Origin of the sequence: Streptomyces sp. NBC_00104, assembly GCF_045160825.1 — a bacterium.
Taxonomy (GTDB): domain Bacteria; phylum Actinomycetota; class Actinomycetes; order Streptomycetales; family Streptomycetaceae; genus Streptomyces.
Window position 1 is genome coordinate 7,115,545 of the sequence record NZ_CP108215.1, and the last position, 24,274, is coordinate 7,139,818.

Annotated in this window: 20 protein-coding genes and 1 pseudogene; 13 read left to right on the forward strand and 8 right to left on the reverse strand. The window is 71.5% G+C overall.

The features are described 5' to 3' along the window. Window positions 1–211: 211 nt before the first annotated feature. The gene (locus OG272_RS31345; RefSeq protein WP_405895321.1) at window positions 212–772 is read right to left on the reverse strand and encodes a hypothetical protein; all 561 of its coding nucleotides are present in this window, start codon (window positions 770–772) and stop codon (window positions 212–214) included. 739 nt (window positions 773–1,511) lie between these two features. Between OG272_RS31345 and OG272_RS31350 the strand changes: the two genes are divergently transcribed. The 3 genes from OG272_RS31350 to hutH all read left to right on the forward strand — a co-directional run bounded on the left by OG272_RS31350 (window position 1,512) and on the right by hutH (window position 5,653). After that, window positions 1,512–2,351, forward strand: a complete 840-nt coding sequence (locus OG272_RS31350; RefSeq protein WP_326578202.1) for an enoyl-CoA hydratase-related protein — start codon at window positions 1,512–1,514, stop codon at window positions 2,349–2,351. Between the two features lie 166 nt (window positions 2,352–2,517). Continuing rightward, window positions 2,518–3,687: a sensor domain-containing diguanylate cyclase gene (locus tag OG272_RS31355; RefSeq protein WP_326578200.1), complete on the forward strand. Its 1,170-nt coding sequence runs from the start codon at window positions 2,518–2,520 to the stop codon at window positions 3,685–3,687. 427 nt (window positions 3,688–4,114) lie between these two features. Beyond that, complete coding sequence (gene hutH / locus OG272_RS31360) at window positions 4,115–5,653, forward strand: histidine ammonia-lyase (protein ID WP_405896097.1); 1,539 nt, start codon at window positions 4,115–4,117, stop codon at window positions 5,651–5,653. Between the two features lie 56 nt (window positions 5,654–5,709). Here hutH and OG272_RS31365 read toward each other — a convergent pair whose 3' ends face one another. Continuing rightward, entirely contained in the window at window positions 5,710–6,033 is a 324-nt protein-coding gene (locus OG272_RS31365; protein WP_326578198.1) for an LPXTG cell wall anchor domain-containing protein, read from the reverse strand. A 110-nt stretch (window positions 6,034–6,143) separates the two neighbouring features. Here OG272_RS31365 and OG272_RS31370 point away from each other — a divergent pair, with 110 nt between their 5' ends. From OG272_RS31370 to OG272_RS31390, 5 genes are all read left to right on the forward strand, one after another. Continuing rightward, window positions 6,144–6,476: a hypothetical protein gene (locus tag OG272_RS31370; RefSeq protein WP_326578196.1), complete on the forward strand. Its 333-nt coding sequence runs from the start codon at window positions 6,144–6,146 to the stop codon at window positions 6,474–6,476. A gap of 224 nt (window positions 6,477–6,700) precedes the next feature. Next, window positions 6,701–7,969 carry an Ig-like domain-containing protein gene (locus OG272_RS31375; protein ID WP_326578194.1) on the forward strand — a complete coding sequence of 423 codons (1,269 nt, stop codon included), beginning with the start codon at window positions 6,701–6,703 and terminating at the stop codon, window positions 7,967–7,969. Window positions 7,970–8,104: 135 nt separating this feature from the next. Next, window positions 8,105–9,589 (forward strand): ABC transporter permease, encoded by a 1,485-nt coding sequence (locus OG272_RS31380; protein WP_328506227.1) that lies wholly within the window; start codon window positions 8,105–8,107, stop codon window positions 9,587–9,589. 58 nt (window positions 9,590–9,647) lie between these two features. Then, on the forward strand, window positions 9,648–10,331 hold the full coding sequence (locus OG272_RS31385; RefSeq protein WP_326578190.1) for an ABC transporter ATP-binding protein: 684 nt from the start codon (window positions 9,648–9,650) through the stop codon (window positions 10,329–10,331). A 207-nt stretch (window positions 10,332–10,538) separates the two neighbouring features. Then, window positions 10,539–14,030 carry a S8 family serine peptidase gene (locus OG272_RS31390; RefSeq protein WP_328506226.1) on the forward strand — a complete coding sequence of 1,164 codons (3,492 nt, stop codon included), beginning with the start codon at window positions 10,539–10,541 and terminating at the stop codon, window positions 14,028–14,030. A 172-nt stretch (window positions 14,031–14,202) separates the two neighbouring features. On the opposite strand, the gene OG272_RS31395 is transcribed toward OG272_RS31390, so the two are convergent. Further along, window positions 14,203–15,129, reverse strand: coding sequence for a helix-turn-helix transcriptional regulator (locus OG272_RS31395; RefSeq protein ID WP_328506225.1), 927 nt, complete (start codon window positions 15,127–15,129; stop codon window positions 14,203–14,205). 171 nt (window positions 15,130–15,300) lie between these two features. Here OG272_RS31395 and OG272_RS31400 point away from each other — a divergent pair, with 171 nt between their 5' ends. Both OG272_RS31400 and OG272_RS31405 read left to right on the forward strand, forming a co-directional pair. After that, window positions 15,301–16,344: an NAD(P)-dependent alcohol dehydrogenase gene (locus OG272_RS31400; RefSeq protein ID WP_326578185.1), complete on the forward strand. Its 1,044-nt coding sequence runs from the start codon at window positions 15,301–15,303 to the stop codon at window positions 16,342–16,344. A 370-nt stretch (window positions 16,345–16,714) separates the two neighbouring features. Further along, complete coding sequence (locus OG272_RS31405) at window positions 16,715–17,098, forward strand: VOC family protein (RefSeq protein WP_326578183.1); 384 nt, start codon at window positions 16,715–16,717, stop codon at window positions 17,096–17,098. Window positions 17,099–17,105: 7 nt separating this feature from the next. Here OG272_RS31405 and OG272_RS31410 read toward each other — a convergent pair whose 3' ends face one another. Further along, window positions 17,106–17,330 carry a hypothetical protein gene (locus OG272_RS31410; RefSeq protein WP_326578181.1) on the reverse strand — a complete coding sequence of 75 codons (225 nt, stop codon included), beginning with the start codon at window positions 17,328–17,330 and terminating at the stop codon, window positions 17,106–17,108. A 755-nt stretch (window positions 17,331–18,085) separates the two neighbouring features. Here OG272_RS31410 and OG272_RS31415 point away from each other — a divergent pair. Continuing rightward, entirely contained in the window at window positions 18,086–18,922 is an 837-nt protein-coding gene (locus OG272_RS31415; protein WP_326578177.1) for an MBL fold metallo-hydrolase, read from the forward strand. Here the strand turns inward: OG272_RS31415 and OG272_RS31420 are convergent. Next, window positions 18,852–19,673: a hypothetical protein gene (locus OG272_RS31420; RefSeq protein WP_328506222.1), complete on the reverse strand. Its 822-nt coding sequence runs from the start codon at window positions 19,671–19,673 to the stop codon at window positions 18,852–18,854. The two genes, OG272_RS31415 and OG272_RS31420, sit on opposite strands and share 71 nt — an antisense overlap. A gap of 224 nt (window positions 19,674–19,897) precedes the next feature. Here OG272_RS31420 and OG272_RS31425 point away from each other — a divergent pair, with 224 nt between their 5' ends. Both OG272_RS31425 and msrA read left to right on the forward strand, forming a co-directional pair. Continuing rightward, the gene (locus OG272_RS31425; protein WP_326578173.1) at window positions 19,898–20,350 is read left to right on the forward strand and encodes a DUF5707 domain-containing protein; all 453 of its coding nucleotides are present in this window, start codon (window positions 19,898–19,900) and stop codon (window positions 20,348–20,350) included. Window positions 20,351–20,695: 345 nt separating this feature from the next. Beyond that, window positions 20,696–21,208 carry a peptide-methionine (S)-S-oxide reductase MsrA gene (gene msrA, locus OG272_RS31430; protein WP_326578172.1) on the forward strand — a complete coding sequence of 171 codons (513 nt, stop codon included), beginning with the start codon at window positions 20,696–20,698 and terminating at the stop codon, window positions 21,206–21,208. Between the two features lie 65 nt (window positions 21,209–21,273). Here the strand turns inward: msrA and OG272_RS31435 are convergent. From OG272_RS31435 to OG272_RS31445, 3 genes and pseudogenes are all read right to left on the reverse strand, one after another. Next, a pseudogene (locus OG272_RS31435) lies at window positions 21,274–21,393 on the reverse strand (peptide-methionine (S)-S-oxide reductase); the annotation flags it as partial. Between the two features lie 95 nt (window positions 21,394–21,488). After that, complete coding sequence (locus tag OG272_RS31440) at window positions 21,489–22,586, reverse strand: hypothetical protein (protein ID WP_326578170.1); 1,098 nt, start codon at window positions 22,584–22,586, stop codon at window positions 21,489–21,491. Continuing rightward, on the reverse strand, window positions 22,583–24,223 hold the full coding sequence (locus OG272_RS31445; protein WP_405895322.1) for a M48 family metalloprotease: 1,641 nt from the start codon (window positions 24,221–24,223) through the stop codon (window positions 22,583–22,585). The genes OG272_RS31440 and OG272_RS31445 overlap by 4 nt, the downstream gene beginning before the upstream one ends. Window positions 24,224–24,274 lie beyond the last annotated feature (51 nt).

The window sequence follows — 24,274 nt, forward strand, 5'->3', positions numbered from 1 at the left end:
GCGTGACAACGCCCCTCCAGCACCCCGGGCCCAGACACAGCACAGCCCTCACGCCGACGGCTCAGCCCTCACGCCGGCGGCTCAGACCCGCAACACCCAGGCAGACCACGCTGCCGTGGCCCTCTGCCGCCGTGGCCGTCTGCTGCCCGGGGCCGTCGTGGTCGGCCTTGTGTGGCCGGGGCGCGCCCCGGCGGCGGCAGCGAGGGTTCCGTCACCTGCCCAGGGCTTCGTCGACGCACAGGCCGACGATCGGGACGCAGAGGCCCGGCTTGGTGGGCTTCGTGGGGGCTGTCGTGTCGCCGGGGGAGTCCGGGGAGTCCGGGGAGTCGGGGGTGGTCGGCTGTTCGGGGGCTGCCGCCGGGGGCTGGGCAGGGGTGGCCGGGGCCGGGCGGAGGGAATCCGGGGTGCGTGTCGCCGGGGGCCCGTCCGGAGCGGGTGGGGTCTGTGGGGTCCTGGGGACGTCGCGGGCGCCGGGGACGGAGGGGAAGCCGACGCCGATGGAGGGGGCGGGCGGGAAGGTGGACGGGGTCGGTGGGGGAGTGGTTGCTCCCGGTGACGGGGGCCGCGTCGGTGTGGAGTCGCCGCCCATGGGGGTGTCGGCGGTCGGGGTGCCCGCGTCGGCCGAGGGCTCGCTCCGCACGGTCGCTCCGGCGTGGGCCGCCTCGTCCGTGACGTCGTCCGCCGCCCTCGGCGCCGGGCCCGCCGCGTCGGAGCCGCCGACCGGGCCCGACGCCAGCCGTACGAGACTCAGTGCGCCCGCCGCCAAGGCCATCCCGCCCACCGCGAACAGAAACTTCCGGGGTCGGGGCCGCCGGTGCCGCCCTCGCGGCCGGGGAGCGGAGTGGTCGGGGGCGGCCCCGACCCGGTCCGCGGGATCCGCCGATGCCCCGGATGCGACGGGCGAGAGGGGCATCGCCGACGGCCCCGGGGCCACCGACGGCCTCCAGGGCGCAGACGACCCCGCCGGCGCCGTGGACGCCGATGCCAGCGGAGATCTCGACGATGCCGTCGGCGTCCACGCCGGTGTGGAAGTCGGCCGTGCCGTAGGCGGTCGTGGTGGTGTCGGCGGTCGCTGCGGCGCCCGTGGTGTGGTCGGCGTCGGCCGGGTGGCCGTGTTCGTCGTCATGGTTCTTCCCTCCCCTGCGCGCCCGTGTCCCCCGGTGCGCCCTGGCGGAGCGCAGAGTATGTGCCGGGGTGGGCGGTGTGGCTGGAGAAGGTCCGGATGTCACTCGTACGGGGAAAAGGTCGCCGGGACCTGTCAACGGGCGCGGTCCGCGGGGCTCTCGTCGGGGTGGGGGTCGGGCCCGCGGGTGACGGTGCCGTCAAAGGCATCCCCCTGCGTGGGCCGGTCCGACGGTGTCGCCACCAAGGCCCTCGCGAGCGCCCCTCCGCGCCGCTGACCCGCGAACCCGCCCACCGGGCGGCTGGGCTTCGCTCGGGCTTTCGTCCGGCGGGGTCGGCTGCGATGATCGGGGCGACGGTAGTTAACCCGCGTTAACCGGGAGGGATTCATGGGTGACGGCGCTGCAGGGGAGCGGGCGGTAGGGATGGAGGGAGAAGGGGAGCGGCGGTTCGGGGAGTTCGTCGGGGTGCGGCGGCATGGGTACGTCGCCGAGCTCGCGCTCGACCGGCCCAAGGCCATGAACGCCGTGTCGACCGACATGGCCCGTTCCGTCGCGGCGGCGTGCGCGGCGCTGGCCGCCGATCGGGACGTGCGCGTGGTCGTGGTGACGTCGACGCACGAGCGGGCGTTCTGTGTGGGCGCGGACCTGAAGGAGCGGAACTCCTTCAGCGACGCCGATCTGGTGCGGCAGCGGCCCGTCGCGCGGGCGGCGTACACCGGCGTCCTGGAGCTTCCGATGCCCACGATCGCCGCCGTGCACGGCTTCGCGCTGGGCGGCGGCTTCGAGCTCGCCCTCTCCTGCGACCTGATCGTGGCCGACCGTACGGCGGTGGTGGGGCTGCCCGAGGTGTCGGTGGGGGTGATCCCGGGCGGCGGGGGCACGCAGTTGCTGCCGCGTCGGGTGGGGGCCGCGCGGGCCGCCGAGCTGATCTTCACGGCGCGGCGGCTGGAGGCCGAGGAGGCGCGGGAGTCGGGGCTCGTGGACGCGTTGGTGGAGGAGGGGCGGGACCGCGAGGAGGCCCTGGCCCTGGCCGCGCGCATCGCCGCGAACTCGCCCGTCGGGCTGCGCGCCGCCAAGCGAGCGCTGCGGCTGGGGCAGGGGCTCGACCTGCGGGCCGGTCTGGAGGTCGAGGACGCGGCGTGGCGCTCGGTAGCGTTCTCGGGCGACCGGGCGGAGGGCGTGGCCGCCTTCAACGAGAAGCGGAAGCCCGACTGGCCGGGGGAGTGAGCCACGGGGCACGGGCCACGGGGTTCGCCGGGGACGCCGACCGGCGGGGCGCGGGGAGGGCGGGGCACCCCTTCCCGTGGAGCCGACTGCCCGCCACCGGCGCCCCCGTACCCCTGTTCGCCCCACTAACGTCTCAAATCGGATCAAAGCTCCCTAGCCTGGGGAGATGGGAGAGGACAGGCGGCTGAGGGCCGTGGTGGCGTTGGCGCGGGGGATGGCTGGGGCGCGTACGTCGCGGGAGACGTGGTGGGCCGCTGCGGACGGGTCGTGCCGGGCCCTGTCGGGCAGCTTCGCCGCGCTGTCCGTGTGGGAGCGGGAGCGAGGGTTGCTGCGGGTGCTCGTGAACGTGGGGAACCGGGCGGTGGACGAGGAGGAGTTCCCCGAGGACGAGACGTATCCGGTGCACGAGTTCCCGGAGATCGCGGAGTTCCTGCACGAGCGGTGGCTCGAGGGCGGTGAGCCCAACGCCTGGGTGGAGACGGCGGCCGGGCCGGTCGCCGGGCGGCGGCCCGGCGGCTACTGCCATCAGCGCGTCGCCGCGCTGCGCCGGCGCGGGCGGGGCTGCTGCGTGGTGGCGCCCGTCGTGATGAACGGCCGGGCGTGGGGCGAGCTGTACGTGGCCCGGCCCGCAGGGGAGCCCGTCTTCCACCGCGACGACGCCGCGTTCGCGACCGTGCTCGCCTCGGTCGTGGCGGCCGGGCTCGCGCAGTCCGAGCGGCTGGAGGAGGCCCGGCGGCTCGCCTTCACCGACCCCCTCACCGGGCTCGGCAACCGGCGCGCGGTCGACCTCCGGCTCGACGAGGCGATGGAGGCGCACCGGCGTGACGGCACGGTGATCAGCCTCGTCGTCTGTGACCTCAACGGCCTGAAGAAGGTCAACGACTCCCACGGGCACGCGATGGGGGATCAGCTGCTGGAGAGATTCGGCTCCGTGCTGTCGCGCTGCGCGGCCGAGCTGCCCGGGGTGCTGGTCGCGCGGCTCGGCGGGGACGAGTTCTGTCTGCTCGCGGTGGGGCCGTCGGCGGACGACGTGGTGCGGGTCTCCGGGGACCTCTGCGTGCGGGCGCGGGAGCTGGAGCCGGGCGACGGGGTCGCGTGCGGGGTCGCGTCCACCGGGGATCCGATCGGGCCGCTGCGCTCGGCCCGGCGGCTCTTCCGGCTGGCCGACGCGGCGCAGTACCGGGCCAAGGCCGCCGGTTCCGTCGAGCCGGTCGTCGCGGGCCGGGAGGGCGAGGGCGCGGAGGACCCGGTGGTCAGTCTCGCCGACCGGCCGCCCGCGCCGGTCGATCCCGAGCACCCGGGGGACCGGCGCCGCATTCGAGGGCGCCGGTCCTAGGGCGGGCCGCGCGGCGGGTCGAGTCGGCGCGCGGTCCTGGGCTGCCCACGGCCAAGGGGGGAGTGGGCCGTGGGCCGGAAGGGGCAGGGGCGAAGGGCGGCCCGGAAAGGAGCGCGGCCCCGCGTCGTCCGGTACGTCGACCCTACTCGCGTGCGCGTGCCGGAAAGGCGCTGACCTGCGGATTCTGATCAATCTCTGATGAATTCCCGATCGTTCTCCGATCAGTTTCTGATCTACGCGGATAGCCGGGTCGGCGGATACGGCGGCCGGCCGCTGGCGGCGTGCGTGCGGCGTGCGGGCGGAGGGTGCACGGCGGGTGTGCGGCGGGCGTGCGGCGGGCGTGCGGCGAAGTAAGGAGCCCCTCCCTCCTTCGGTCGTGACATTCGGCGATTCAGTCCCTACGATCCTGAATATGGATATGCACTCTGTGGACAGGGTGGTGCTCGGGACGTCCGGGGTCACCGCGGCCGACGTCCTCGCCGTGGCGCGCGCCGGCGCCCGGATCGAGCTCTCCCACGAGGCGGTGGCCGCCCTCGCCGCGGCCCGCGAGATCGTGGACGCGCTGGCGGCCAAGCCGGAGCCCGTCTACGGGGTCTCCACCGGCTTCGGCGCCCTCGCGACCCGGCACATCAGCCAGGAGCTGCGGGCCCGGCTCCAGCGCAACATCGTCCGCTCGCACGCGGCCGGCATGGGGCCGAGGGTGGAGCGCGAGGTCGTCCGCGCGCTGATGTTCCTGCGGCTGAAGACCGTCTGCTCCGGCCGCACCGGCGTACGGCCCGAGGTCGCGCAGACCATGGCCGACGTCCTCAACGCCGGGATCACCCCCGTCGTCCACGAGTACGGCTCCCTCGGCTGCTCCGGCGACCTGGCGCCGCTGTCCCACTGTGCGCTCACGCTGATGGGCGAGGGCGACGCCGAGGGCCCGGACGGGGTCGTACGGCCCGCCGGTGAGCTGCTCGCCGAGCACGGCATCGCCCCGGTCGAGCTGCGCGAGAAGGAGGGGCTGGCCCTCCTCAACGGCACCGACGGCATGCTCGGCATGCTGGTCATGGCGCTGGCCGACCTGGAGCGGCTGTACACGTCGGCCGACATCACCGCCGCGATCTCCCTGGAGGCCCTGCTCGGCACCGACAAGGTCCTCGCGCCCGAGCTGCACGCCATCCGCCCGCATCCCGGGCAGGCGGCCTCCGCGGCCAACATGCTCGCCGTGCTGAAGGGGTCGGGGCTCACCGGGCACCACCAGGACGACGCGCCGCGCGTGCAGGACGCGTACTCGGTGCGGTGTGCTCCGCAGGTCGCCGGGGCGGGGCGCGACACCGTCGCGCACGCGCGGCTCGTCGCCGAGCGGGAGCTGGCGGCGGCGGTCGACAACCCGGTCGTCCTGGCGGACGGGCGGGTCGAGTCCAACGGCAACTTCCACGGGGCGCCGGTCGCCTACGTCCTCGACTTCCTGGCGATCGCGGTGGCGGACCTCGCGTCGATCGCGGAGCGGCGGACGGACCGGCTGCTCGACAAGAACCGGTCGCACGGACTGCCGCCGTTCCTCGCGGACGACCCCGGAGTCGACTCCGGGCTGATGATCGCGCAGTACACGCAGGCGGCACTCGTGAGTGAGCTGAAGCGGCTCGCCGTACCGGCCTCGGCCGACTCGATTCCGTCCTCCGCGATGCAGGAGGACCATGTGTCGATGGGGTGGGCGGCGGCGCGGAAGCTGCGGACCGCGGTGGACAACCTCACGCGGGTGCTGGCCGTCGAGTTGTACGCCGGTACGCGTGGCGTCGAGCTGCGGGAGGGGCTGGTGGCCGCGCCGGCCACGCGGGCGGTGGTGTCCGCTGTGCGTGAGGCCGGCGTCGAGGGGCCCGGGCCTGATCGGTTTCTCGCGCCGGATCTGGCGTTGGCCGACGCGTTCGTTCGGGACGGGCGGTTGGTGGCCGCGGCGGAGTCCGTCACCGGGCCGCTCGCCTGACTCTGCTCGCGCGGTTTCCCCCGCCCCTGAAGAGCAGGGGCGCGGGGAACGGGCGACTACGCGCCGCCCAACGGGCCGTACGCCTCGCGTTCTCGGCGGATCGAGTACGCGACGAAACCCGCGCCGAGGCCGAGCATCGCGGTGCCGCCGACGAGGTAGGGCGTGGTGTTGGGGCTGCCGGTGTCGGCGAGTTCGCGGTTGTCGCCGGTGGTCGCGTCCGTGTCGGCCGTCGTGGTCGTCGTCTGCTGCCGTACGGCGGGCTCTTCCTGCGTCGCGTTGGCCGACGGCACGAACCAGAGGGCGCCCAGGAGGGTGCCCGCGGCGGTGGCGGTCAGCAGCGACCGGCGGGCGGTGGACGACGCGCGACGTGCGACGGACACGGAATATCGATCCCCTTGTGGTGCTGGCGAATTGGCCGTAGGGAGCGATGCTAATGAAAGGCGCGGGTCGTGGGAAAGTCGCGTGACCTGTGAGCCGTACGCTCCGGAGCATGAGTACAACTGAGACATCACAGTTTGTCCGGCTTCGCGTCGAATTGGTGGTGGAAGTCGAGGACGTGGAGGCCATCACCGGGGCCGCTTTGCGGCGGATCGCCGCCGACTCCGATATGCCTGCCGATGAGCGGGTACACGCCGAGAGCGCGGTGACGGAGGACACGGCGGAGGCCCTCGCCTACCTGATCGACCCGTTCGACCTGGTCGGGGAGGTCCCGGGAGTCGAACTCGCCCAGGCCTCCTGGAGCAGCGAGGGCGTGGACTACGACCCCGATTCGCCGGAATGGGGTCTCGGCGAGGATGATGATCGGGAGGACGAAGAAGACTGACTCGGCTGAGCGGCTCGGGAGATTGATGGCCCCGGGCGGCAACCGCCGCCCGGGGTTCTTACGTCTCATGAGTCGCACCAGTCACTTGTGCACCGCCGGGTCGCCGACGATCCGATGCGGGTGGAGTGGCGTATCCCACATATCCGCGCGAGCGGAACGGCCCAGCGCCGTAGTGGTGTTTAAGTGCTTACGGGGATCTTCGGGGTTTTGGGGATTCGGCAACGATGGAGAAGCGTGTGATGACGAACAGTAAGCGGCGCAGGGGCCTGTCGGTCGCGTCCGCACTGCTCGGCGGGGTGCTGGTGCTCTCTGCGTGCAGCGGAGGCGACGGCGACAACGCGTCCGGGAACGACGGCGGGGACTCCTCGCAGGCCAAGGCCGACGAGGCGGCGGCCAAGAAGACCTCCGAGGCCGAGATCAAGATCACGCCGAAGGACGGCTCGGACAACGCCTCCATCAACAACTCGGCCAAGGTCACGGTGAGCAAGGGCACGCTCACGGAGGTGACCATGACCACGGCCGAGGGCACCGCTGTCGACGGCGAGATATCCGCCGACAAGAAGAGCTGGTCGCCCACCGTGCAGCTGGAGCGGTCCACCGGCTACAAGATCGCCGCCGCCGCCAAGGACTCCGACGGCCGCGAGGCCCACGAGAACGCCTCGTTCACCACGGTCTCGCCCGCCAACAGCTTCATCGGCAACTTCACGCCCGAGGACGGCTCCACCGTCGGCGTCGGTATGCCGGTCTCGATCAACTTCGACAAGGCGATCACCAACAAGTCCGCCGTCCAGAAGGGGATCACCGTCTCCAGCAGCTCCGGCCAGGAGGTCGTCGGGCACTGGTTCAACGCCAACCGCCTCGACTTCCGCCCCGAGGACTACTGGCAGGGCGGCTCCACCGTCACCCTGAAGCTCGCGCTCGACGGGGTCGAGGGCGCCGAGGGTGTCTACGGTGTGCAGCAGAAGACGGTGACCTTCAAGATCGGCCGCAACCAGGTCTCGATCGTCGACGCCAAGACCAAGACGATGAAGGTCACGCAGGACGGCAAGGTCGTCAAGACCATCCCGATCTCCGCCGGTTCGCCCGAGAACAAGACGTACAAGGGCGTCATGGTGATGTCGGAGAAGTTCAAGGAGACGCGCATGAACGGCGCGACCGTGGGCTTCACCGACGACGACGGCAAGGGCGAGTACGACATCAAGGACGTGCCGCACGCCATCCGCCTCACCACCTCCGGGACGTTCATCCACGGCAACTACTGGGGCGCCGACTCGGTCTTCGGCAACGTCAACACCAGCCACGGCTGTGTCGGCCTGAACGACACCAAGGGTGCCAACGACCCCGACACCGAGGGCGCCTGGTTCTACAACAACTCGATCGTCGGTGACGTCGTGGACATCCGGAACACCGGTGACAAGACCGTCGCCCCGGACAACGGCCTCAACGGCTGGAACCTGAGCTGGGCCGACTGGAAGGCCGGCTCCGCGGTCTGATCCGCCGCCAGATGGGACAAACCGATGCCGCCCTCAGGGGCGGCATCGGTGTTTCCGGGGGTGCGCACAGGGTTCTCATCAGGCTCTTATCGAGGGCTTATCCCATCATCACGCGGCGTCCCTAGCTTGCCGCACATGTTCTTCACCTACCTGAGGCGCGAACTGCGCCGCCGCAGAAAAGCGGCACTCGTCGTCGCCTCCGGCCTCGCCCTGGGCATCGCGCTGGTGATCGTGGTCAGTTCCGTGTCGTCGGGCATGGAGAAGGCACAGGCCACCGTGCTCGAATCCCTGTACGGCCTGGGCACGGACATGACCGTCACCAAGGCCGCCGCCGCGCCCGGCGAGAACGGCGGCGAACGGCCCCGGTTCGAGTTCGACGCCCAGGACGACGACTCCGACGCGGAGCAGAGCAGCGACCTCGTCCGGGTCCAGGGCTTCCAGACCCTCGCGAGCTCGACCGTCACCGAGGTCGCCGAGCAGGAGGGCGTCTCCGGGGCCGTCGGCGGTCTCAGCCTCCAAGTCATCAAGGTGGACGGGCAGTTCCGGTCCGGTCGGTTCCAGCAGGACGAGGGCGCCGGGGGCGGGCAGCAGGGCGGTCCCGGCGGCCAGAACGGCGGCACCGGGCAGCCCGAGGGGCGGGTGGAGGGCGGCGGCGCCGAGTTCGACGTCGACAACTACTCGGTGTACGGCATGGACGTGACCGAGCCCGCCCTGGGCCCCCTGACCTCCTCGAAGATCACCAGCGGTCGCACGTTCACGACGTCCGAGACGAACGCGAAGGTCGTGGTCGCGGACACGTCGTACGCCAAGGAGAAGGAGCTGAAGGTCGGGGACAGCGTCACGATCAACAGCGTCAAGTACGAGGTCATCGGGATCGCGACGCCCGACAGCGGGGACGCGGCGGCCAACCTCTACATGCCGCTGAAGCAGGCGCAGACGCTGAGCGACTCCAAGGACAAGGTCACCACGATCTACGTCAAGGCGAGCGACTCGCAGCGGATCGACAGCGTCAAGGCGGCCATCCAGAAGAACATCGACGGGACGACCGTCACCACCTCCGCCGACCTCGCCAAGACGGTCTCCGGGTCCCTGTCCACCGCCTCCGGCCTCGCCTCCAACGTCGGCAAGTGGCTGTCCATCGCCGTGCTCATCGCCGCGTTCCTGGTGGCCGGGCTGCTCACCTCCTCGGCCGTGTCCCGGCGGGTACGGGAGTTCGGCACGCTCAAGGCGCTGGGGTGGAAGTCGGGGCGGGTGACCCGGCAGGTGGTCGGCGAGGCCGTCGTCAACGGGCTGGTGGGCGGTGCGCTCGGTATCGCGCTGGGGCTCGGTGGGGCGTACGTCGTGACGGCGATCAGTCCGACGCTGCAGGCGGAGGTCGGGGCGACGGGTGGTGGCTTCGGCGGGCCCGGCGGGGGTGGCTTCCCCGGTGGAGGCGGCCCCGGTGGTGGGCAGCAGGCCGCTTCGAACGCGCTGGAAGTGGCTCTCACGGCGCCTGTCAGCGTCAGCACGATCGCCCTCGCGGTGGGGCTGGCCGTGGCAGGTGGGCTGATCGCGGGGGCGTTCGGTGGGTGGCGTGCCTCGCGGCTGAGGCCGGCGGACGCGTTGCGGCGCGTGGAGTAGGCAGGCCGGTCCAGGCGGATCACCCCGTCAACCCCCTCACACCTCACAGGAGTTGCACATGTACGTACTCACCGGTGTCACCAAGCGCTACGCGCGCGGCAAGGACACCGTCACCGCACTCGACGGGGTCGATCTCACCGTCGCGGATGGGGATCGGCTGGTCATCCAGGGGCCCACCGGGGGTGGGAAGTCCACGTTGCTCCAGATGCTCGGGGGGTTGGACAAGCCGTCCGACGGGAGCATCGAGCTGGACGGCACCGATCTGGCGAGGCTGTCGGAGGGCAGGCTCACGAAGGTGCGGAGCGAGAACATCGGGTTCGTGTTCCAGAGCTTCAACCTGATTCCGACGCTGACCGCGCAGGAGAACGTCGAGACGGCTCTCGTGCCGCTCAAGGTGAAGACGAAGGAGCGGCGCGAGCGGGCCGCCGAGGCGCTGGAGTCGGTCGGGCTGGGGGATCGGCTGGGGCATCTGCCGGCCGAGCTGTCGGGTGGTCAGCAGCAGCGCGTCGCGATCGCCCGCGCGTTGGTGAAGCGGCCGAAGGTACTGCTCGCGGACGAGCCCACCGGCAACCTCGACGAGTCCACGCGTGACGAGATCATGGAGGTCCTGGAGACGCTGTGGAAGGAGCACGGGCTCACTTTCATCATGGTCACCCATGACTCGGCGCTGGCGAAGAAGGCCCCCCGGGTCGCGACGATCCGCAAGGGGCGCATCACGGTGAAGGAGAACGCCGGGGCGTGAGGTGCCCGCGGCGTCGAGCGCCCAGGGTGTGGGGCGCGTCGGCGTGGAGTCCGGGGCGCGTGCGGCTTGCGCGTGGCCCCGGGTTCGCCGCTTTGCGCCCAGCCGCGAGGCGTGTGGCGCGAGTTGACCCCCGGTCATACTGCGTAGACCGGGGGGAATTGACGCGTATGTGTGCGGAAGCTCCCCCTGTCGGACCAAGGGGGAGACTTGCGCAGACATGTGAAGCGCGCGTGCACGGCCACGATCGCCATGGCGTCGGCCGTGGCGCTGGCGGCGGGAACGACCGGCCCGGCGTCCGCGATATCCGAGCGCCCGACGGGCATGACCGACGCAACCGGCATGACCGACGTGACCGACGTGACAGGCACGACCGGCACGACCGTGGCGGACCTCACGGGCATCAAGGGCATCAAGGGCCTCACAGGCATCAAGGGCCTCACAGGCATCAAGGGCCTCAAGAACCTCGACGACCTCAGGGGAGGGAGCGGCGCCGGTCTCAGGGCGAGTCACCGCATCACCCTCGTCACGGGCGACCGGGTCCTCGTCGACGCCGAGGGCCGCGTGCTCGGCCTGGAGCGGGCGAAGGGCCGCGCGGGCGTCCCGGTCCAGCTGCGCGAGGTCGACGGCCACACCTATGTGCTGCCGGCCGACGCGGCCCGGCTCATCTCCACCGGGAGGGTCGACCAGCGGCTCTTCGACGTCACCGAGCTGAACCGTTCGGTGACCCGCACCTCCCAGAAGCAGGGCCTGAAGCTGATCGTCGGCTACTCGGGGACCGCCGCCGGAGCCCGGGCCGACGTACGGGACGCGGGCGACACCCGGGTCCGCCGCACCCTGCGGACCCTGAACGCCGACGCGGTGTTCACCCCCCGGGACGACGCCGCCGCGCTGTGGAAGGCGCTCACCGACGCCGACGGCACCACCGCCACCGGGGTCGCGAACCTCTGGCTGGACGGCGTTCGCGAGGTCAGCCTCGACACGTCCGTCCAGCAGATCGGCGCCCCGAAGGCCTGGAAGGCCGGCCTCGACGGCAAGGGCGTCACCATCGCCGTACTGGACACGGGTATCGACGCGACCCACCCGGACCTCAAGGGCCAGGTGGCTGCCGCCAAGAACTTCTCCACCTCGCCCGACACCACGGACAAGTACGGCCACGGCACGCACGTCGCCTCCATCGCGGCGGGCACGGGGGCCCGGTCCAAGGGCAGGTTCAAGGGGGTCGCGCCCGGCGCCGAACTGCTCAACGGCAAGGTGCTGAGCGACGAGGGATACGGCGACGACTCCGGCATCATCGCCGGCATGGAGTGGGCCGCCGAGCAGGGCGCCGACGTGGTCAACCTCAGCCTGGGCGGCGGCGACACCCCCGAGGCCGACCCGATGGAGGCGGAGATCAACAAGCTCTCCGCCGAGAAGGGCATCCTCTTCGCGGTCGCCGCCGGCAACGAGGGCGAGGGGGGCGGGCAGACGGTCGGCTCGCCGGGCAGCGCGGCCGCCGCGCTCACCGTCGGGGCGGTCGACGACAAGGACAGGCTCGCCTCGTTCTCCAGCCGCGGCCCCGGCCTGGACGGCCAGATCAAGCCCGACGTGACCGCGCCCGGCGTCGCAGTCACCGCCGCCGCGGCCCCGGGCAGCGTCATCGAGCGGGAGGTCGGACAGAAGCCCAAGGGCTACCTGACCATCTCCGGTACGTCGATGGCGACCCCGCACGTCGCGGGCGCCGCCGCCCTCCTCAAGCAGCAGCACCCGAAGTGGACGTACCGCGAACTGAAGGCGGCCCTCGTCGCGTCGGCCAAGGGCGCCAAGTACACGCCCTTCGAGCAGGGCTCGGGGCGCATCCGGGTCGACAAGGCGGTCAAGCAGACCGTCGTCGCCGCCCCGGTCTCGGTCGACTTCGGCGTCCAGGAGTGGCCGCACACCGACGACAAGCCGGTGACCAGGAAACTCACCTACAAGAACCTCGGTTCCAAGGCCGTCACCCTCGGCCTCTCGGTGACCGGCACCAACCCGAAGGGCAAGCCCGCCCCGGCCGGGTTCTTCAAGCTCGGCGCCAAGAAGGTCACCGTTCCCGCCAGCGGCAAGGCCACGGTGAAGGTGATCGTCGACACCAGGCTCGGTGGCGGCCTCGACGGCGCCTACTCCGCGTACGTCACCGCCGTCGGCGGCGGCCGGAGCGTACGCACGGCGGCGGCGGTGCGGCGCGAGGCGGAGGCGTACGACGTCACGCTCAGGATGGTCGGCCGGGAGGGCGAGCCGGCCGTCCACCACATGCTCGACCTGACCGGTGTCTCCGGGCTCGCCGAGGGCGCGTGGTTCACGCCGTACGACAAGGACGGCACGGTCGAGCTGCGGGTGCCGGAGGGGACCTACATCCTCAACGCCGGGATCGTCGTGGACCCGCGGGACCACAGCAAGGGAACGGCCTGGCTGTCCCGGCCGACGCTGACCGTCGACCGGAAGACCTCCCTCACCCTGGACGCCCGCAAGACGAAACCCGTGGACCTCACCGTGCCCGACCCGGCCGCCGAACCGGCCTTCGCCGCACCGGACTTCACCCTGCGGGCAGGAGGCAGCGGGTACACCTTCGGCTGGCTGCTCGACACCTACGAAGGGTTCCGTACCGCGCACCTCGGTCCGCGGCTCACCGGCGGCCGGCTCAGCCAGAACTGGGCGGGCCAGTGGACCAAGGGCGACAGCGCCCAGTACGCCGTCGCCACCGGTGGCAAGGTCGACAGGCTCGCCACCGGCTTCACCAAGCGCTGGAAGAAGGGCGACCTGGCCACGGTGAAGACCGGCCTCGGCTCCTCCGCCGCGGGCAAGCAGGGCGCCGTCATCCCCTGGGCCTGGCTTCCCGGCAGCCCCGGCTCACCCGCCGTGGCCGTACCGCAGCCGCTGCCCGGCAGGCGCACGCTGTATCTGTCCGCCACCGACGGGGTGAGGTGGAGCCTCGACTTCGAGCAGTACGGCGCGGAGGACGAACAGGGCTTCCCGATCCTGGACGCCTACTACACGGCCGGCGACAGCCGGACCTACAAGGCGGGCAAGACGTACGCCCAGACCTTCAACGTCGGTGTCTTCGGCCCGCGGATCACCGGGTTCTACGGCATCCGGCGTGACGGGAACCACCTGTACGGCCTGCTGCCGATGTTCGCCGACGGGCAGGGGCATGACGGGGCGTCCTTCTACGAGAAGGTCACGACGACCCTGTACCGCGACGGGAAGAAGTTCGCCTCGGGCGAGGACGCGCTGGACGGGTCGGGCCGGTTCACGGTCCCGGCGGACCTCGCCCGCTACCGTCTGACGACGTCCCTCTCCCGGGCGGCCGAGCTGGCCACGGCCTCCTCCCGGATCGACGCGAGCTGGACCTTCACGTCGAAGAAGACCGCGAACGACACGGAACTCCCGGTCTCCACGGTCCGCTTCGGCGCCCCGTTCCTGGGCCTCGACAGCACGGCCCCGGCCGGCACGAAGGGCACCGTCCGCGTCACCGTGCAGGGGGCGGCCGCAGGCAAGAACCTCAAGTCGCTGGCCGTGTACGTGTCGGGCGACGGCAAGAAGTGGACCGAGGTCGCCGTGAGGAACGGCACGTTCACGTACGGGACTCCGGCGGCGGGCAAGAGCGTGTCGCTGCGCGCCGAGGTGAGCGACAGGAAGGGGAACACGTCGACGGTGACGATCCACGACGCCTACTTCGGCACGTGAGCGCGGGGCGCCCCGGCGGGCGTCCGTGACCGGCACGGCCCGCCAGGCGCCCGTGACCGCGACGGCCCGCCCGGGGTGCTGCCTCCGGCGGGCCGTCTCGCGTACGGCCCAAGGAGCCCCAAGGGCTTCCGATGGATCTCCGTGGACGCTGCGGAGATCCAACGGCGACCCCCTAAGGCGTCGCCGTCGGCCTGCGGGTCGCGTCCGTGCCCCAGCTGGCCAGGAGGCGGAGGGCGTCGGCGGAGGGGGAGCCCGGTTCGGCGTGGTAGGTGATCAGGTTCTGCTCGTGGTCGTCGGGCAGACTGAACGTCTCGAAGGAGAGGGTGAGGTCACCGACCAGCGGGTGGCACATGCGCTTCAGCCCGTGGCTCTTCTCCTTCACGTCGTGCGTCGCCCACAGCCGCCGGAACTCCTCGCTCTTCACCGACAACTCGCCCACCAGCGCCGACAGCTGCGGATCGTCCGGATGGCAGCCCGCGTCCATCCGCAGATAGCTGACCATGTCGGCCGCCTTCTGGTCCCAGTCGACGTACAGATCACGGTAGTCGGGCCGCAGGAACACCATCCGCGCCCAGTTCCGCTCCTGTGCCGGCAGCGCCGACCAGTCCCCGAAGACCGCGGACGCCATCCGGTTCCAGATGAGGATGTCCGAGCGCCGGCCCGTGACGTACGCGGGGATGCCGTCCAGGGTGTCGATCAGCTGCCGCAGGGCGCCCCGCACCTGCTGCGGACGGGCCGACCGCTTCTTCTTGTGCGCCTTCGGCTTCGCGAGATGCGTGAGATGGGCGTGCTCGGCGTCGTTCAGCCGGAGGGCGCGCGCGATGGCGTCGAGCACCTCCGCCGACACGTTGCGCCCGTTGCCCTGCTCCAGCCGCGTGTAGTACGCCACCGACACACCCGCGAGCTGCGCCAGCTCCTCCCGGCGCAGCCCGGGAACCCGCCGGTGCCGCCCGAAGGCCGGCAGCCCCACGTCCTCCGGCTTCAGCCGGGCCCGCCGGGTGCGCAGGAACTCGCTGAGCTCGGCACGCCGGTCCAGCGCACCGGCGGCTCCGGCCTCGCCGAAGGGCGGCTCCTGTACGGCTTCGGGCTGTTCGTTCATACGACAAGTATTCACGGTCGTACGCCCATGAGCCTGACCCCGCCAGTGGTAGGACCAGCGGACGTACGCAAAGCCGTGGCCTGGGTGGCCCCTGGGATTTCGGGCAGGCTGGTATCCGCAGCCGGCCCGAAGGCAGGCCGGATGCGGGACGACGATCAGGAGAATCCCGGCATGACCACCACTGTTGCCGCCTATGCGGCGCCCGCCGCCAAGGCTCCGCTGGAGCGCACCACCATCGAGCGCCGCGAAGTCGGTGAGTTCGACGTTCTGATCGACATCAAGTACGCCGGTATCTGTCACTCGGACATCCACCAGGCCCGTGAGGGCTGGGGCGAAGCCATCTTCCCGATGGTTCCGGGGCACGAGATCGCCGGTGTCGTCGAGGCCGTCGGTTCCGGCGTCACCAAGTTCGCCGTCGGCGACAAGGTGGGTGTCGGCTGCATGGTCGACTCCTGCCGTGAGTGCGAGAACTGCGAGGCGGGGCTGGAGCAGTACTGCCTCAAGGGCAACGTCGGCACGTACAACGCCATCGGCAAGGACGGCGAGCCCACCTACGGCGGCTACGCGGAGAAGATCGTCGTCGACGAGGCCTTCACCGTACGCATCCCCGACGGCATCGCCCTCGACGAGGCCGCGCCCCTGCTGTGCGCGGGCATCACCCTGTACTCCCCGCTCAGGCACTGGAACGCCGGCCCCGGCAAGAAGGTCGCCGTCGTCGGTCTCGGCGGCCTCGGCCACATGGGCGTCAAGATCGCGCACGCGCTGGGTGCCGAGGTGACCGTCCTGTCGCAGTCCCTCCGCAAGCAGGAGGACGGCTTCAAGCTGGGCGCCGACCACTACTACGCGACCAGCGACGAGGCGACCTTCAAGGAGCTCGCGGGCACCTTCGACCTCATCGTGTCGACGGTCTCGGCCCCGCTGAAGCTCGACGCCTACCTCTCGCTGCTGAAGACCGACGGCGCCTTCGTGAACGTCGGCGCCCCCGAGGAGCCCGTAGCCCTCAACCTCTTCTCGGTGATCGCCGGCCGCAAGACCCTCGCCGGGTCCGGCATCGGTGGCATCCGGGAGACCCAGGAGATGCTCGACTTCTGCGCCGAGCACGGCCTCGGCGCCGAGATCGAACTGATCCGCGCGGACCAGATCAACGAGGCGTACGAGCGGGTGCTGGCGAGCGACGTCCGCTACCGGTTCGTGATCGACACGTCGACGATCTGACGAGGCCGGGGTGGTTGTCCGCGGGTGAGTGGGGGCTTGTCGCGCGGTTCCCCCCCGCGCCCCTAAAGGGCCGCAGGCCCTGCAAGGGGCGCGGGGAACTGCGCGAGCAACCCCCACCGGACCCGCAGACGGGGGGTCGAAGGGGCGCAGCCCCTGGGGAAGGGACGGGTAGGGGCGGCGGGGGCGAGGAAATCTCAGCGCTCGCCGCGGGCACACCCCAGCAACCACAACACATACGGCCCCCCGACCAACGATGTCGGTGCCCCCACCGGAATCTCCAGTGGGGGCACAAACACGGAGAAGAGGGAAGACGTAAGGGGAAGTCGGAAGGGGAAGTCGGAAGGGGAAGTCGGAAGGGGAGGTGTCCGCGATGCCCGTAGCGCTGAACCACACGATCGTCGCCGCACACGACAAGCAGGCGTCGGCCCGTTTCCTGGCCGACATCCTGGGGCTGGAGGTGGGTCCGCGGTACGGCCCGTTCGTCCCGGTCGAGATCCCCAACGGCGTGACCCTCGACTACCTGGACTCCCCCGGCCCCATCACGCCCCAGCACTACGCTTTCCTGGTCACGGAGGACGAGTTCGACGAGATCCTCGCCCGCGTCAGAGCGGCCGGCCTCACCTACTGGGCCGATCCGTACCACCGCCGGACCATGGAGATCAACACCAACGACGGCGGCCGCGGCACCTACTTCGACGACCCGAACGGCCACAACCTGGAGATCATCACCAGGCCGTACGGGAGCGGGGGCTGAGCACGGGCTACGGCCGGGGCCGGACCCTGGCCACGCGCTCCGGGTCGCCGCTCAGCAGGTCGGTGTGGCTGATCGCGAAGTCGCGGTTGGGGAGGGTGCCGTCGAAGTGCCACCCGATGACCGTGTCGGGGAGGTAGTCGCGCAGGCCGTGGCGCATGACGGGGTCGTACGCGACCGGTGCGCCCCAGCAGGCCGGGGCCTCGTCGGTGCCGAGGATCACCCAATGGTCCACGGGGACGGGGGAGTCGAGGTCGGGTACGCCGCCGGTGTGGCAGTCGAGCGCGGGCAGCGTGAGCAGGTGAGCAGGTCGGGGTCGGGCGGCGGGTACCTCATGAGCGGCGGCTTCGCCTGTGCCGCCCGCGCGTTGTCGAAGCGGTGCGTCGGCAGGTGCAGGAGCATGGCGTTCGGGCCGTCGGCGAGGTTCGTGGCGGTGTTCTGGTAGCCGAGGACGCGGATCGGACCTGGTCGGCGTGCCGCAGTCGTCCGCAGTACGGCGTGTGCCGGAGAACTCGGGGTCCCGCCGCCCCGGATGCGGGGGCGCCGGGACGGCCGGACGATGGAGGAGGGAGAGGCAGGCGGTCGCGGCGCGATCACCACCCGGGGGGTTGGTAGCTGCTCACCAAGGAGTGCGCACAGGGCCGAATTAGCTCGATCCTGTGATCGTTTACTTGTGAGCTTGCGGTGCTCTGGGCTGATCGGGCTAACGTGGTTGTGTGACCTGGGACACCGGGTACGGCGTCGGCGTGCGGGGCCCCTGCTCCACCGGAGTGATGGTTCAGGGCCTCCCCGTCGCCTCTGGCCGTACCCCAATGGGCCAGGTCGCGCAGGGAACCGGCCTCCGGGGCCCGGACCACGCACAGGATGCGTGTCGCCGCCCCCCGGGTCGAGTACGCCGGGGACCAGCTCGCCCAAGACCGTTCGGGGCGCGCGGCCGAACGGACTCACCCCCGCTCAGTCCCTAGGAACGGTTTCAGAGGTGTGAGCGATATGCCCCTTCAAAAGGTCCGACCGGGTACGGTCCACAGGGTCCGCCCGGACATCAGCGTTCTCGCCGACAGCCTGGAGGTCCCGGGGCTCGGGCACCTCCCGGTGAACGCCTTCGTCCTGCTGGCCGCCCAGCCGGTCGTGGTCGACACCGGCCTCGGCCTGCCCGACCGGAACTTCGTCGAGACACTCAGCGCGGTGCTGGACCCGGCGGACGTCCGCTGGATCTGGCTCACCCACCCCGACCGCGACCACACGGGCGGCATCTTCGACCTGCTGGCGGCGGCGCCCGAGGCACGCGTCGTGACGACCTTCATCGGCGCGGGGATCCTCTCCTGCGAACGCCCCCTGCCCCTGGACCGCTGCTATCTCCTGAACCCCGGCGAGACGATGGACGTGGGCGACCGCACCCTCACCGGCTTCCGCCCGCCCCTGTTCGACAACCCCGCCACGGTCGGCCTCTTCGACGACCAGTCCGGCGTCTGCTTCAGCTCCGACTGCTTCGGCGCGCCCCTGCCCACGGCCGACCTCGCCCAGGCCGACGACGTCCGCGGCATCGCCGTCGACGACCTGCGCACCGCCCAGCTCCTCTGGGCCACGGTGGACAGCCCTTGGGTGCGGACGGTCGACATGGACAAATACCTGGCGACCTTCCAGCCCCTCAAGGACCGCAAGCCCGACCTCGTCCTGTCCACCCACCTCCCCCCGGCCGCCGGCATCACCGGCTCCCTCCTCGACACCCTCACCACCGCCCCCGACGCCCCACCCTTCACGGGCCCGGACCAGGCGGCACTGGAACGGATGCTGGCGGGGTTCGAGCCGGAGGGGGGTGGCCACTGATCCCGCGCACACCGGGCTTCAGGGTGGCCCAGGTCGTCGTCCCGCCAGGCCAGCCGGACGCGGCGTATGTGTCTGTGTCTGTGTCTGTGTCCGCGTCCGCGTCCGCGTATGCGTATGCGAGGAGGCGGGCAAAGCGCAGCCACGGAAGCAGATGCACGTTCAAGGGTGCGTAGCCCGGCCGGGCGAGGCTGCTGATGCCGTGGGCGGTGTCGGCCAGTTCCTCCGTCGCCGGGCGGTCGAGGCGGCCGAGGTCTTCGAGGTAGGCGGAGGCGGCGGCGTCGAGCCGGGCGTGCAGGTCGGCGAGTCGTCGTACCCGGGGGTCGGAGGAGAGCGTCTCGTCCGGGAACGGGAATGCTCGGAAGGCCGCGTGACGGTTCGCGACGGCGGCGATCAGCCCCAGTCGGGAGGGTGCCGTCGAACTCGGCCAGCGAGGTCCGCGTAAGGCGGCAGCGTCCGAGGCCCGCGGAGTCCGTCTGCCGGCCGCCTTCTCCAGGTGCCGGCGCGCGGTGAAGGCGTCCACCTCGGCAAGGTGGGCCGCTCGGCTCTCCTCCAACGTGTCCAGCGCCCGCAGCAGGGCTGCCGGGTCCCTGCGCAGATCAGGAGCGGGGCACGCGGTGGCGGCCAGGTAGGCCCACGTGGCGTTGAATCCGAGCGGGCAGTACTGTCCGACGGCACCTCGCAATGCCCTGTGCCGTCGGGCGAGCGGCAACCGCTCGTCGCGCACTCCGCGTGCGTCTGTTCCGAAGCCCACCCCGTGAGGTTAGCCTTCGGCCTTCGCCGCGCCGATCGGACAGGCCACGCCCGTGCCGGCGAGCCTGTGCTGCCATGCGCCCCGTGGGCGGCAACACGGGCCTACTCAGACGGAGTTGAGTAGGCGCGCTCATGTCCGGCAGGTCCCTGCGCGGCGAGTATCGGTGAAGCGGCGCAGTCGAGAAGCGCCGACCCGATCCAGCTCAGACGCTTACGGAGATTCTCATGTCCCGACGTACTGCTCTGTCCGTGGCCGCCGGTGTCGTTGTCCTCGGTGGTGCCGGTGCCCTCACTCTTGCCTACGCCGGGGACCAGCCGTTGGCGCTGGCGCACAGCACCGCCCACTACACCGCTCCCGACGGCGACCGCGACGGCTCGTTCACCTTCGACACCGACGTCACGGCTTCCTCCGGTGTCAAGAGCGTGAAGGTGCTGGCATGGCCGCAGCAGTCGTCCTTCGCCAAGAACGAGCTGACCGCCAAGGACATGGCCGACGTGGACTCGGCCGTCTGCAAGCCCTCCGGAAAGGACACCGTGCACTGCACGTACCGCGTCAAGGTCACAGGTTCCGACGCTGAGTCCTCCCCGCGCGGTGCCTGGCACGTCGCTGTCCTGGCCACCGCCCAGGACGGCACCACGACCCTGGACACCGAGGCGGCAGACTTCACCGTCAGGTAACCCGGCCGGGCCGGCGAGCCGGCCTACGGACGTTGGCACCCGCTGGACGAGCACGAACCGGGAACGACACGACCGACGTGGGACGCGGGCGGCCTGTACGTCTCCCTCTGCCGCCAGTGCCCCGATCTCATGCCGTCTCGGGAGGGCTTTGCAGCAAGGGCGCCGGCGGGGTGGGCACAGTCGGCGTGCTCCTCGCGGTGGTTGGTTGTCGGCGACCGCAGCGCTGGCTGGGCGGGTCGGAATCGCTTGGAGCCCTCGTGCGTTGAGGACGGTGGGCATCGGATGGCGGTGGTGTGCGAGCCGAGCACACCGAGTCACCGAGCTGACACGTATGGGAGGGCCGCAATGGCTGCGCAGACGCAGAGGGCCGTGCTGGCGGGCGGATGCTTCTGGGGAATGCAGGACCTGATCCGCCGGCTCCCGGGAGTGATGGCGACCCGGGTCGGATACACCGGGGGTGACGTGCCGAACGCGACGTATCGTCACCATGGCACGCACGCGGAGGCCATTGAGATCCTTTTCGACCCTGAGGGAACCGACTTCCGCGCGATCTTGGAGTTCTTCTTCCAGATCCACGACCCGAGCACCAAGAACCGCCAGGGCAATGACATCGGCCTCAGCTACCGCTCGGCGATCTACTACGTGGACGACGAGCAGAAGCGGATCGCTGAGGACACGATCGCGGATGTGGACGCCTCCGGCCTGTGGCCGGGCAGGGTCGTCACCGAGGTGGAGCCGGTCGGCCCCTTCTGGGAGGCCGAGCCCGAGCATCAGGACTACCTGCAGCGCTACCCGGACGGCTACACCTGCCACTTCCCGCGCCCGGGATGGCGGTTGCCCGCCCGCACGGAGGGCTGACCAGGCCTCGCGGGAGGCTTCGGCCGTGGCGGCCTGGGCCGGGGTGTGGGTGTGGACGGCGGAGCGGCGCCCCAGAAGCGGCCGAGGCCGAAGTCGGCGGTCTCCAGGTGCTCGGGGTAGGGGCCGAGCACCTGGGTGCCGAGCAGGGTGTGGCGGTCGGGCACGCCGAACGGCGGCTCGGCTCGATGTCAGCGGGCGGTACCTGTGCAACGTTCCAGGTACCGCCCGCAATGCGTAGCGCGTTCTCGCCGCTCAGCCCGTCCAGCTCAGCCCGTCCAGCTCAGTCCGTCGCGGACGCCGCCGCCACCGCCTGGGCCGACGCGTTCCGGATACGGCAGTAGAACGCGGCCATCGCCTCGCCGTCCCCCTGGTAGCGCCACGGCAGGGCGTTGACGTACCCGTCGACCAGCTTGAACTGTTCGAGCGCGGCGTCGTCGCGGTCCTGGAGGGAGAGGTAGTAGGCGAGGAGGTGCCGCAGCTCGGGCAGGCGGGGATGCGTCGGGTCGGCCGCGGCGGCGTCCGCGAGACCGGCGTCCACGCGACCGATCATCCTCGGCGTACGGTCGACGCTGTTGTCGTCCGACTTGTCGTGCTCGAAGTGCGCGATGAGCGGGAACGCGGTGAGCAGGCTGCCCAGCGGTGCCTGAGCCGCCGCGCGCTCGGCGAACTCCGTCGCCAGCTTCTCCGAGCCCCGCCACTTCGCACACCAGTACTGCAGTGCCGAGAAGTGGGCCTCGTAGTGGTGCGGGGCCCGGGCGGTGATCTCCGCCCACAGCTTGTCCATCTCGGAGTTCGGGTAGCCGAGCCCGAGGGCGACCCAGATCTCGGTGATGTACGGCGTCGGGTCGTCGGGGTTGAGCGCCGCCGCCCGGCCGATCTCCTCGCGGGAACGTTCCAGCATCCGGTGGAAGCCCCCGAACTGCTCACCGGTGGTGTGCTTGGCCAGCTTCCCGCCGCGCAGGTCCCAGGCCAGGATCACCGTGCTGCGGGCCCGGACGACGGCCGCGTCCGGATCGTCGGGACGGTCCGCCTCCCAGGCGAGCAGCCAGTCGTCCTCCTGCGCCGCGATCTCGGCCAGCACGTACGCGGCCGAGGACCGGCGCTCCCAGTCCCGGCCGGTGTCCTGCATCAGCTTGGCGGCCGCCTTCCAGTCGCCGCCGCGCACGGCGGCGAGCGCCGACTCCATACCGGCCGGGAGCGGACCCGAGAGCTTGGTGTTCTGCCGCTCCGCCGGCAGCAGCCCCATCGCCTCGGCGACGTCCGGGTCGACGTCGGCGCTGGGGGAGAAGAACTCCTTGAGGAAGACCCCGGCCATCCAGAGCCCGAAGAGCAGCGTCGGTACCGCCAGGACGGCCAGTATCCACAGCAGTACGGTCATCGCGGTGCGTCCGTTTCTCGGGCGGCGGGGCCTTGGGGAGTGGGCAGCAGCATGCGCAGCGGGCCGGTGTCCGGGTGGTCGGCGACCGCCGCGTCGATCGCGGCGCCGAGGTCGGTCTCCGTGCCGTCCGGCGCGGGCGGCAGACGCACCGCGGCCGGCTCCGACCAGGAGAACTCCCAGCGCAGCCGGGAGTGGGCGCTCAGCTCGGCCAGCACCATGCCCTGCAGCGCGTCCGCCAGCGCGGGTCGCACGAACTCGCGGAAGGCCCGGCCCTGCGCCTCGGCCGCCTGGTCGGACAGGGGGAGCCGCCGCGCCAGCTGCCACAGCTGACCGTCGTCGATCACCTTCAGCAGCGCGGGCAGGGACGGGTGGTCCTTGGTGTACATCGCGAGCGCCCGGTGCAGCGCGGTGTCGAGGGAGGAGAGGTTCGCGGCCATCGAACCGTCGAGCAGTTCCTGCCAGTCACCGGTGCGCCGGAACCGCAGCACGTCCTCGGTGAGGACCACGTCCTCCAGCGCCGCCAGGCTTCGGTCCGGGTCGGCGAGCAGACCCAGTGCCGCGCCCCTGGCCTCGTCGGCGCGACCGTCGGCGGGCAGCGCCTCGATCCGCGCGACGCGGTCGGCGATGGGCGGGTGCGAGTCGTACGGCGAGGTGGGGTCGGTGGGCAACTCGGTGCGCAGACCGACCAGTTCGAGCTGGCGGGCGGAGAGTATCCGTCCGTAGCCGCCGAAGAACTCGCCGCGCGGCGGCAGCAGCCGGGCCTCGGCGCCGAGCGTGGCGTAGCTGTTCATGTAGAAACCGAAGGCGGCGTCCAGCGCCGGGATCTCGCGCAGCGCCGACGCCGTGGCGTCGCGTCCGGCGATCCGGGCGGCCGCGGTGTCGGCGGCGTACTCCTGGCGGCGCGAACCGGAGAGCGTGGCGCGGATGTACAGCTTGGCGTAGCCGGTGTAGATCCGCGCCATCGCGCGGTACGTGAGGCCCGCGCCCGTCGTGTCGATCTCCTTGGCCTGCTTCCCCTTGGCCACGGCCTTGGCGTTCTTCTTCTCCAGCCGGGCCCGCTCGCGTCCCGCGGTCTTGTCGGCCCGCTCCTCGAAGTGCCGGATGGTGCGCAGTACCTGGGCCCGGCCGCGCACGGTGATCGCGGCGAGCCGGGTGTCGGCGTTCGAGTAGTGGCCGAGCTCATGGGCGAGGATCGCGCGCACCTGTGCCTCGGTCAGGCCCTGCAGCAGCGGTACGCCGAGGTAGAGGTGGCGCGGGCCGGGCAGCAGGCCGAGCAGCCGGGCGTCCTCGCTGACGGCGGCGTTGACGTCGGCCGTCAGGATGATCCGGGAGGGCGCCCGGGTGCCGACCGCGTCGGCCAGTTCCCTTACGGTGCGCCACAGTTCGGGCTCGTCGGCCTCCGTCACCGGCAGGCCCGGCGGCTCCTCGCCCCGCGGCGTCCGCAGCATGAACAGACCGCGGACCAGCGGGATCGCCAGCAGTACGGAGACCACGTACAGCTTGGCGGCGAGGCTGGACGGAGCGTGCAGGTAGAGCAGGTAGTCGGCGCCGGCGAGCGCCGCGAGCAGGATCACGCCGAGCAGATAGAAGCCGGCGAGCAGCACGAGGGCGCGCAGTGCGCGCAGGGTCGCGCCCATTGGGCAGAGTTCCCCCCACGGAAAGATCGCGAACGATCATTTAAGCGGTGA

What these genes read in the sequence shown, in the direction of transcription:
- OG272_RS31445 (WP_405895322.1), bottom strand. Translation starts at nt 24,223, where the DNA reads ATGGGCGCGACCCTGCGCGCACTGCGCGCCCTCGTGCTGCTCGCCGGC.
- OG272_RS31355 (WP_326578200.1), top strand. Translation starts at nt 2,518, where the DNA reads ATGGGAGAGGACAGGCGGCTGAGGGCCGTGGTGGCGTTGGCGCGGGGG.
- OG272_RS31345 (WP_405895321.1), bottom strand. Translation starts at nt 772, where the DNA reads ATGGCCTTGGCGGCGGGCGCACTGAGTCTCGTACGGCTGGCGTCGGGC.
- OG272_RS31440 (WP_326578170.1), bottom strand. Translation starts at nt 22,586, where the DNA reads ATGACCGTACTGCTGTGGATACTGGCCGTCCTGGCGGTACCGACGCTG.
- OG272_RS31380 (WP_328506227.1), top strand. Translation starts at nt 8,105, where the DNA reads ATGTTCTTCACCTACCTGAGGCGCGAACTGCGCCGCCGCAGAAAAGCG.
- OG272_RS31400 (WP_326578185.1), top strand. Translation starts at nt 15,301, where the DNA reads ATGACCACCACTGTTGCCGCCTATGCGGCGCCCGCCGCCAAGGCTCCG.
- OG272_RS31350 (WP_326578202.1), top strand. Translation starts at nt 1,512, where the DNA reads ATGGGTGACGGCGCTGCAGGGGAGCGGGCGGTAGGGATGGAGGGAGAA.
- OG272_RS31385 (WP_326578190.1), top strand. Translation starts at nt 9,648, where the DNA reads ATGTACGTACTCACCGGTGTCACCAAGCGCTACGCGCGCGGCAAGGAC.
- OG272_RS31425 (WP_326578173.1), top strand. Translation starts at nt 19,898, where the DNA reads ATGTCCCGACGTACTGCTCTGTCCGTGGCCGCCGGTGTCGTTGTCCTC.
- OG272_RS31395 (WP_328506225.1), bottom strand. Translation starts at nt 15,129, where the DNA reads ATGAACGAACAGCCCGAAGCCGTACAGGAGCCGCCCTTCGGCGAGGCC.
- OG272_RS31415 (WP_326578177.1), top strand. Translation starts at nt 18,086, where the DNA reads ATGCCCCTTCAAAAGGTCCGACCGGGTACGGTCCACAGGGTCCGCCCG.
- OG272_RS31370 (WP_326578196.1), top strand. Translation starts at nt 6,144, where the DNA reads ATGAGTACAACTGAGACATCACAGTTTGTCCGGCTTCGCGTCGAATTG.
- msrA (WP_326578172.1), top strand. Translation starts at nt 20,696, where the DNA reads ATGGCTGCGCAGACGCAGAGGGCCGTGCTGGCGGGCGGATGCTTCTGG.
- OG272_RS31405 (WP_326578183.1), top strand. Translation starts at nt 16,715, where the DNA reads ATGCCCGTAGCGCTGAACCACACGATCGTCGCCGCACACGACAAGCAG.
- OG272_RS31375 (WP_326578194.1), top strand. Translation starts at nt 6,701, where the DNA reads ATGGAGAAGCGTGTGATGACGAACAGTAAGCGGCGCAGGGGCCTGTCG.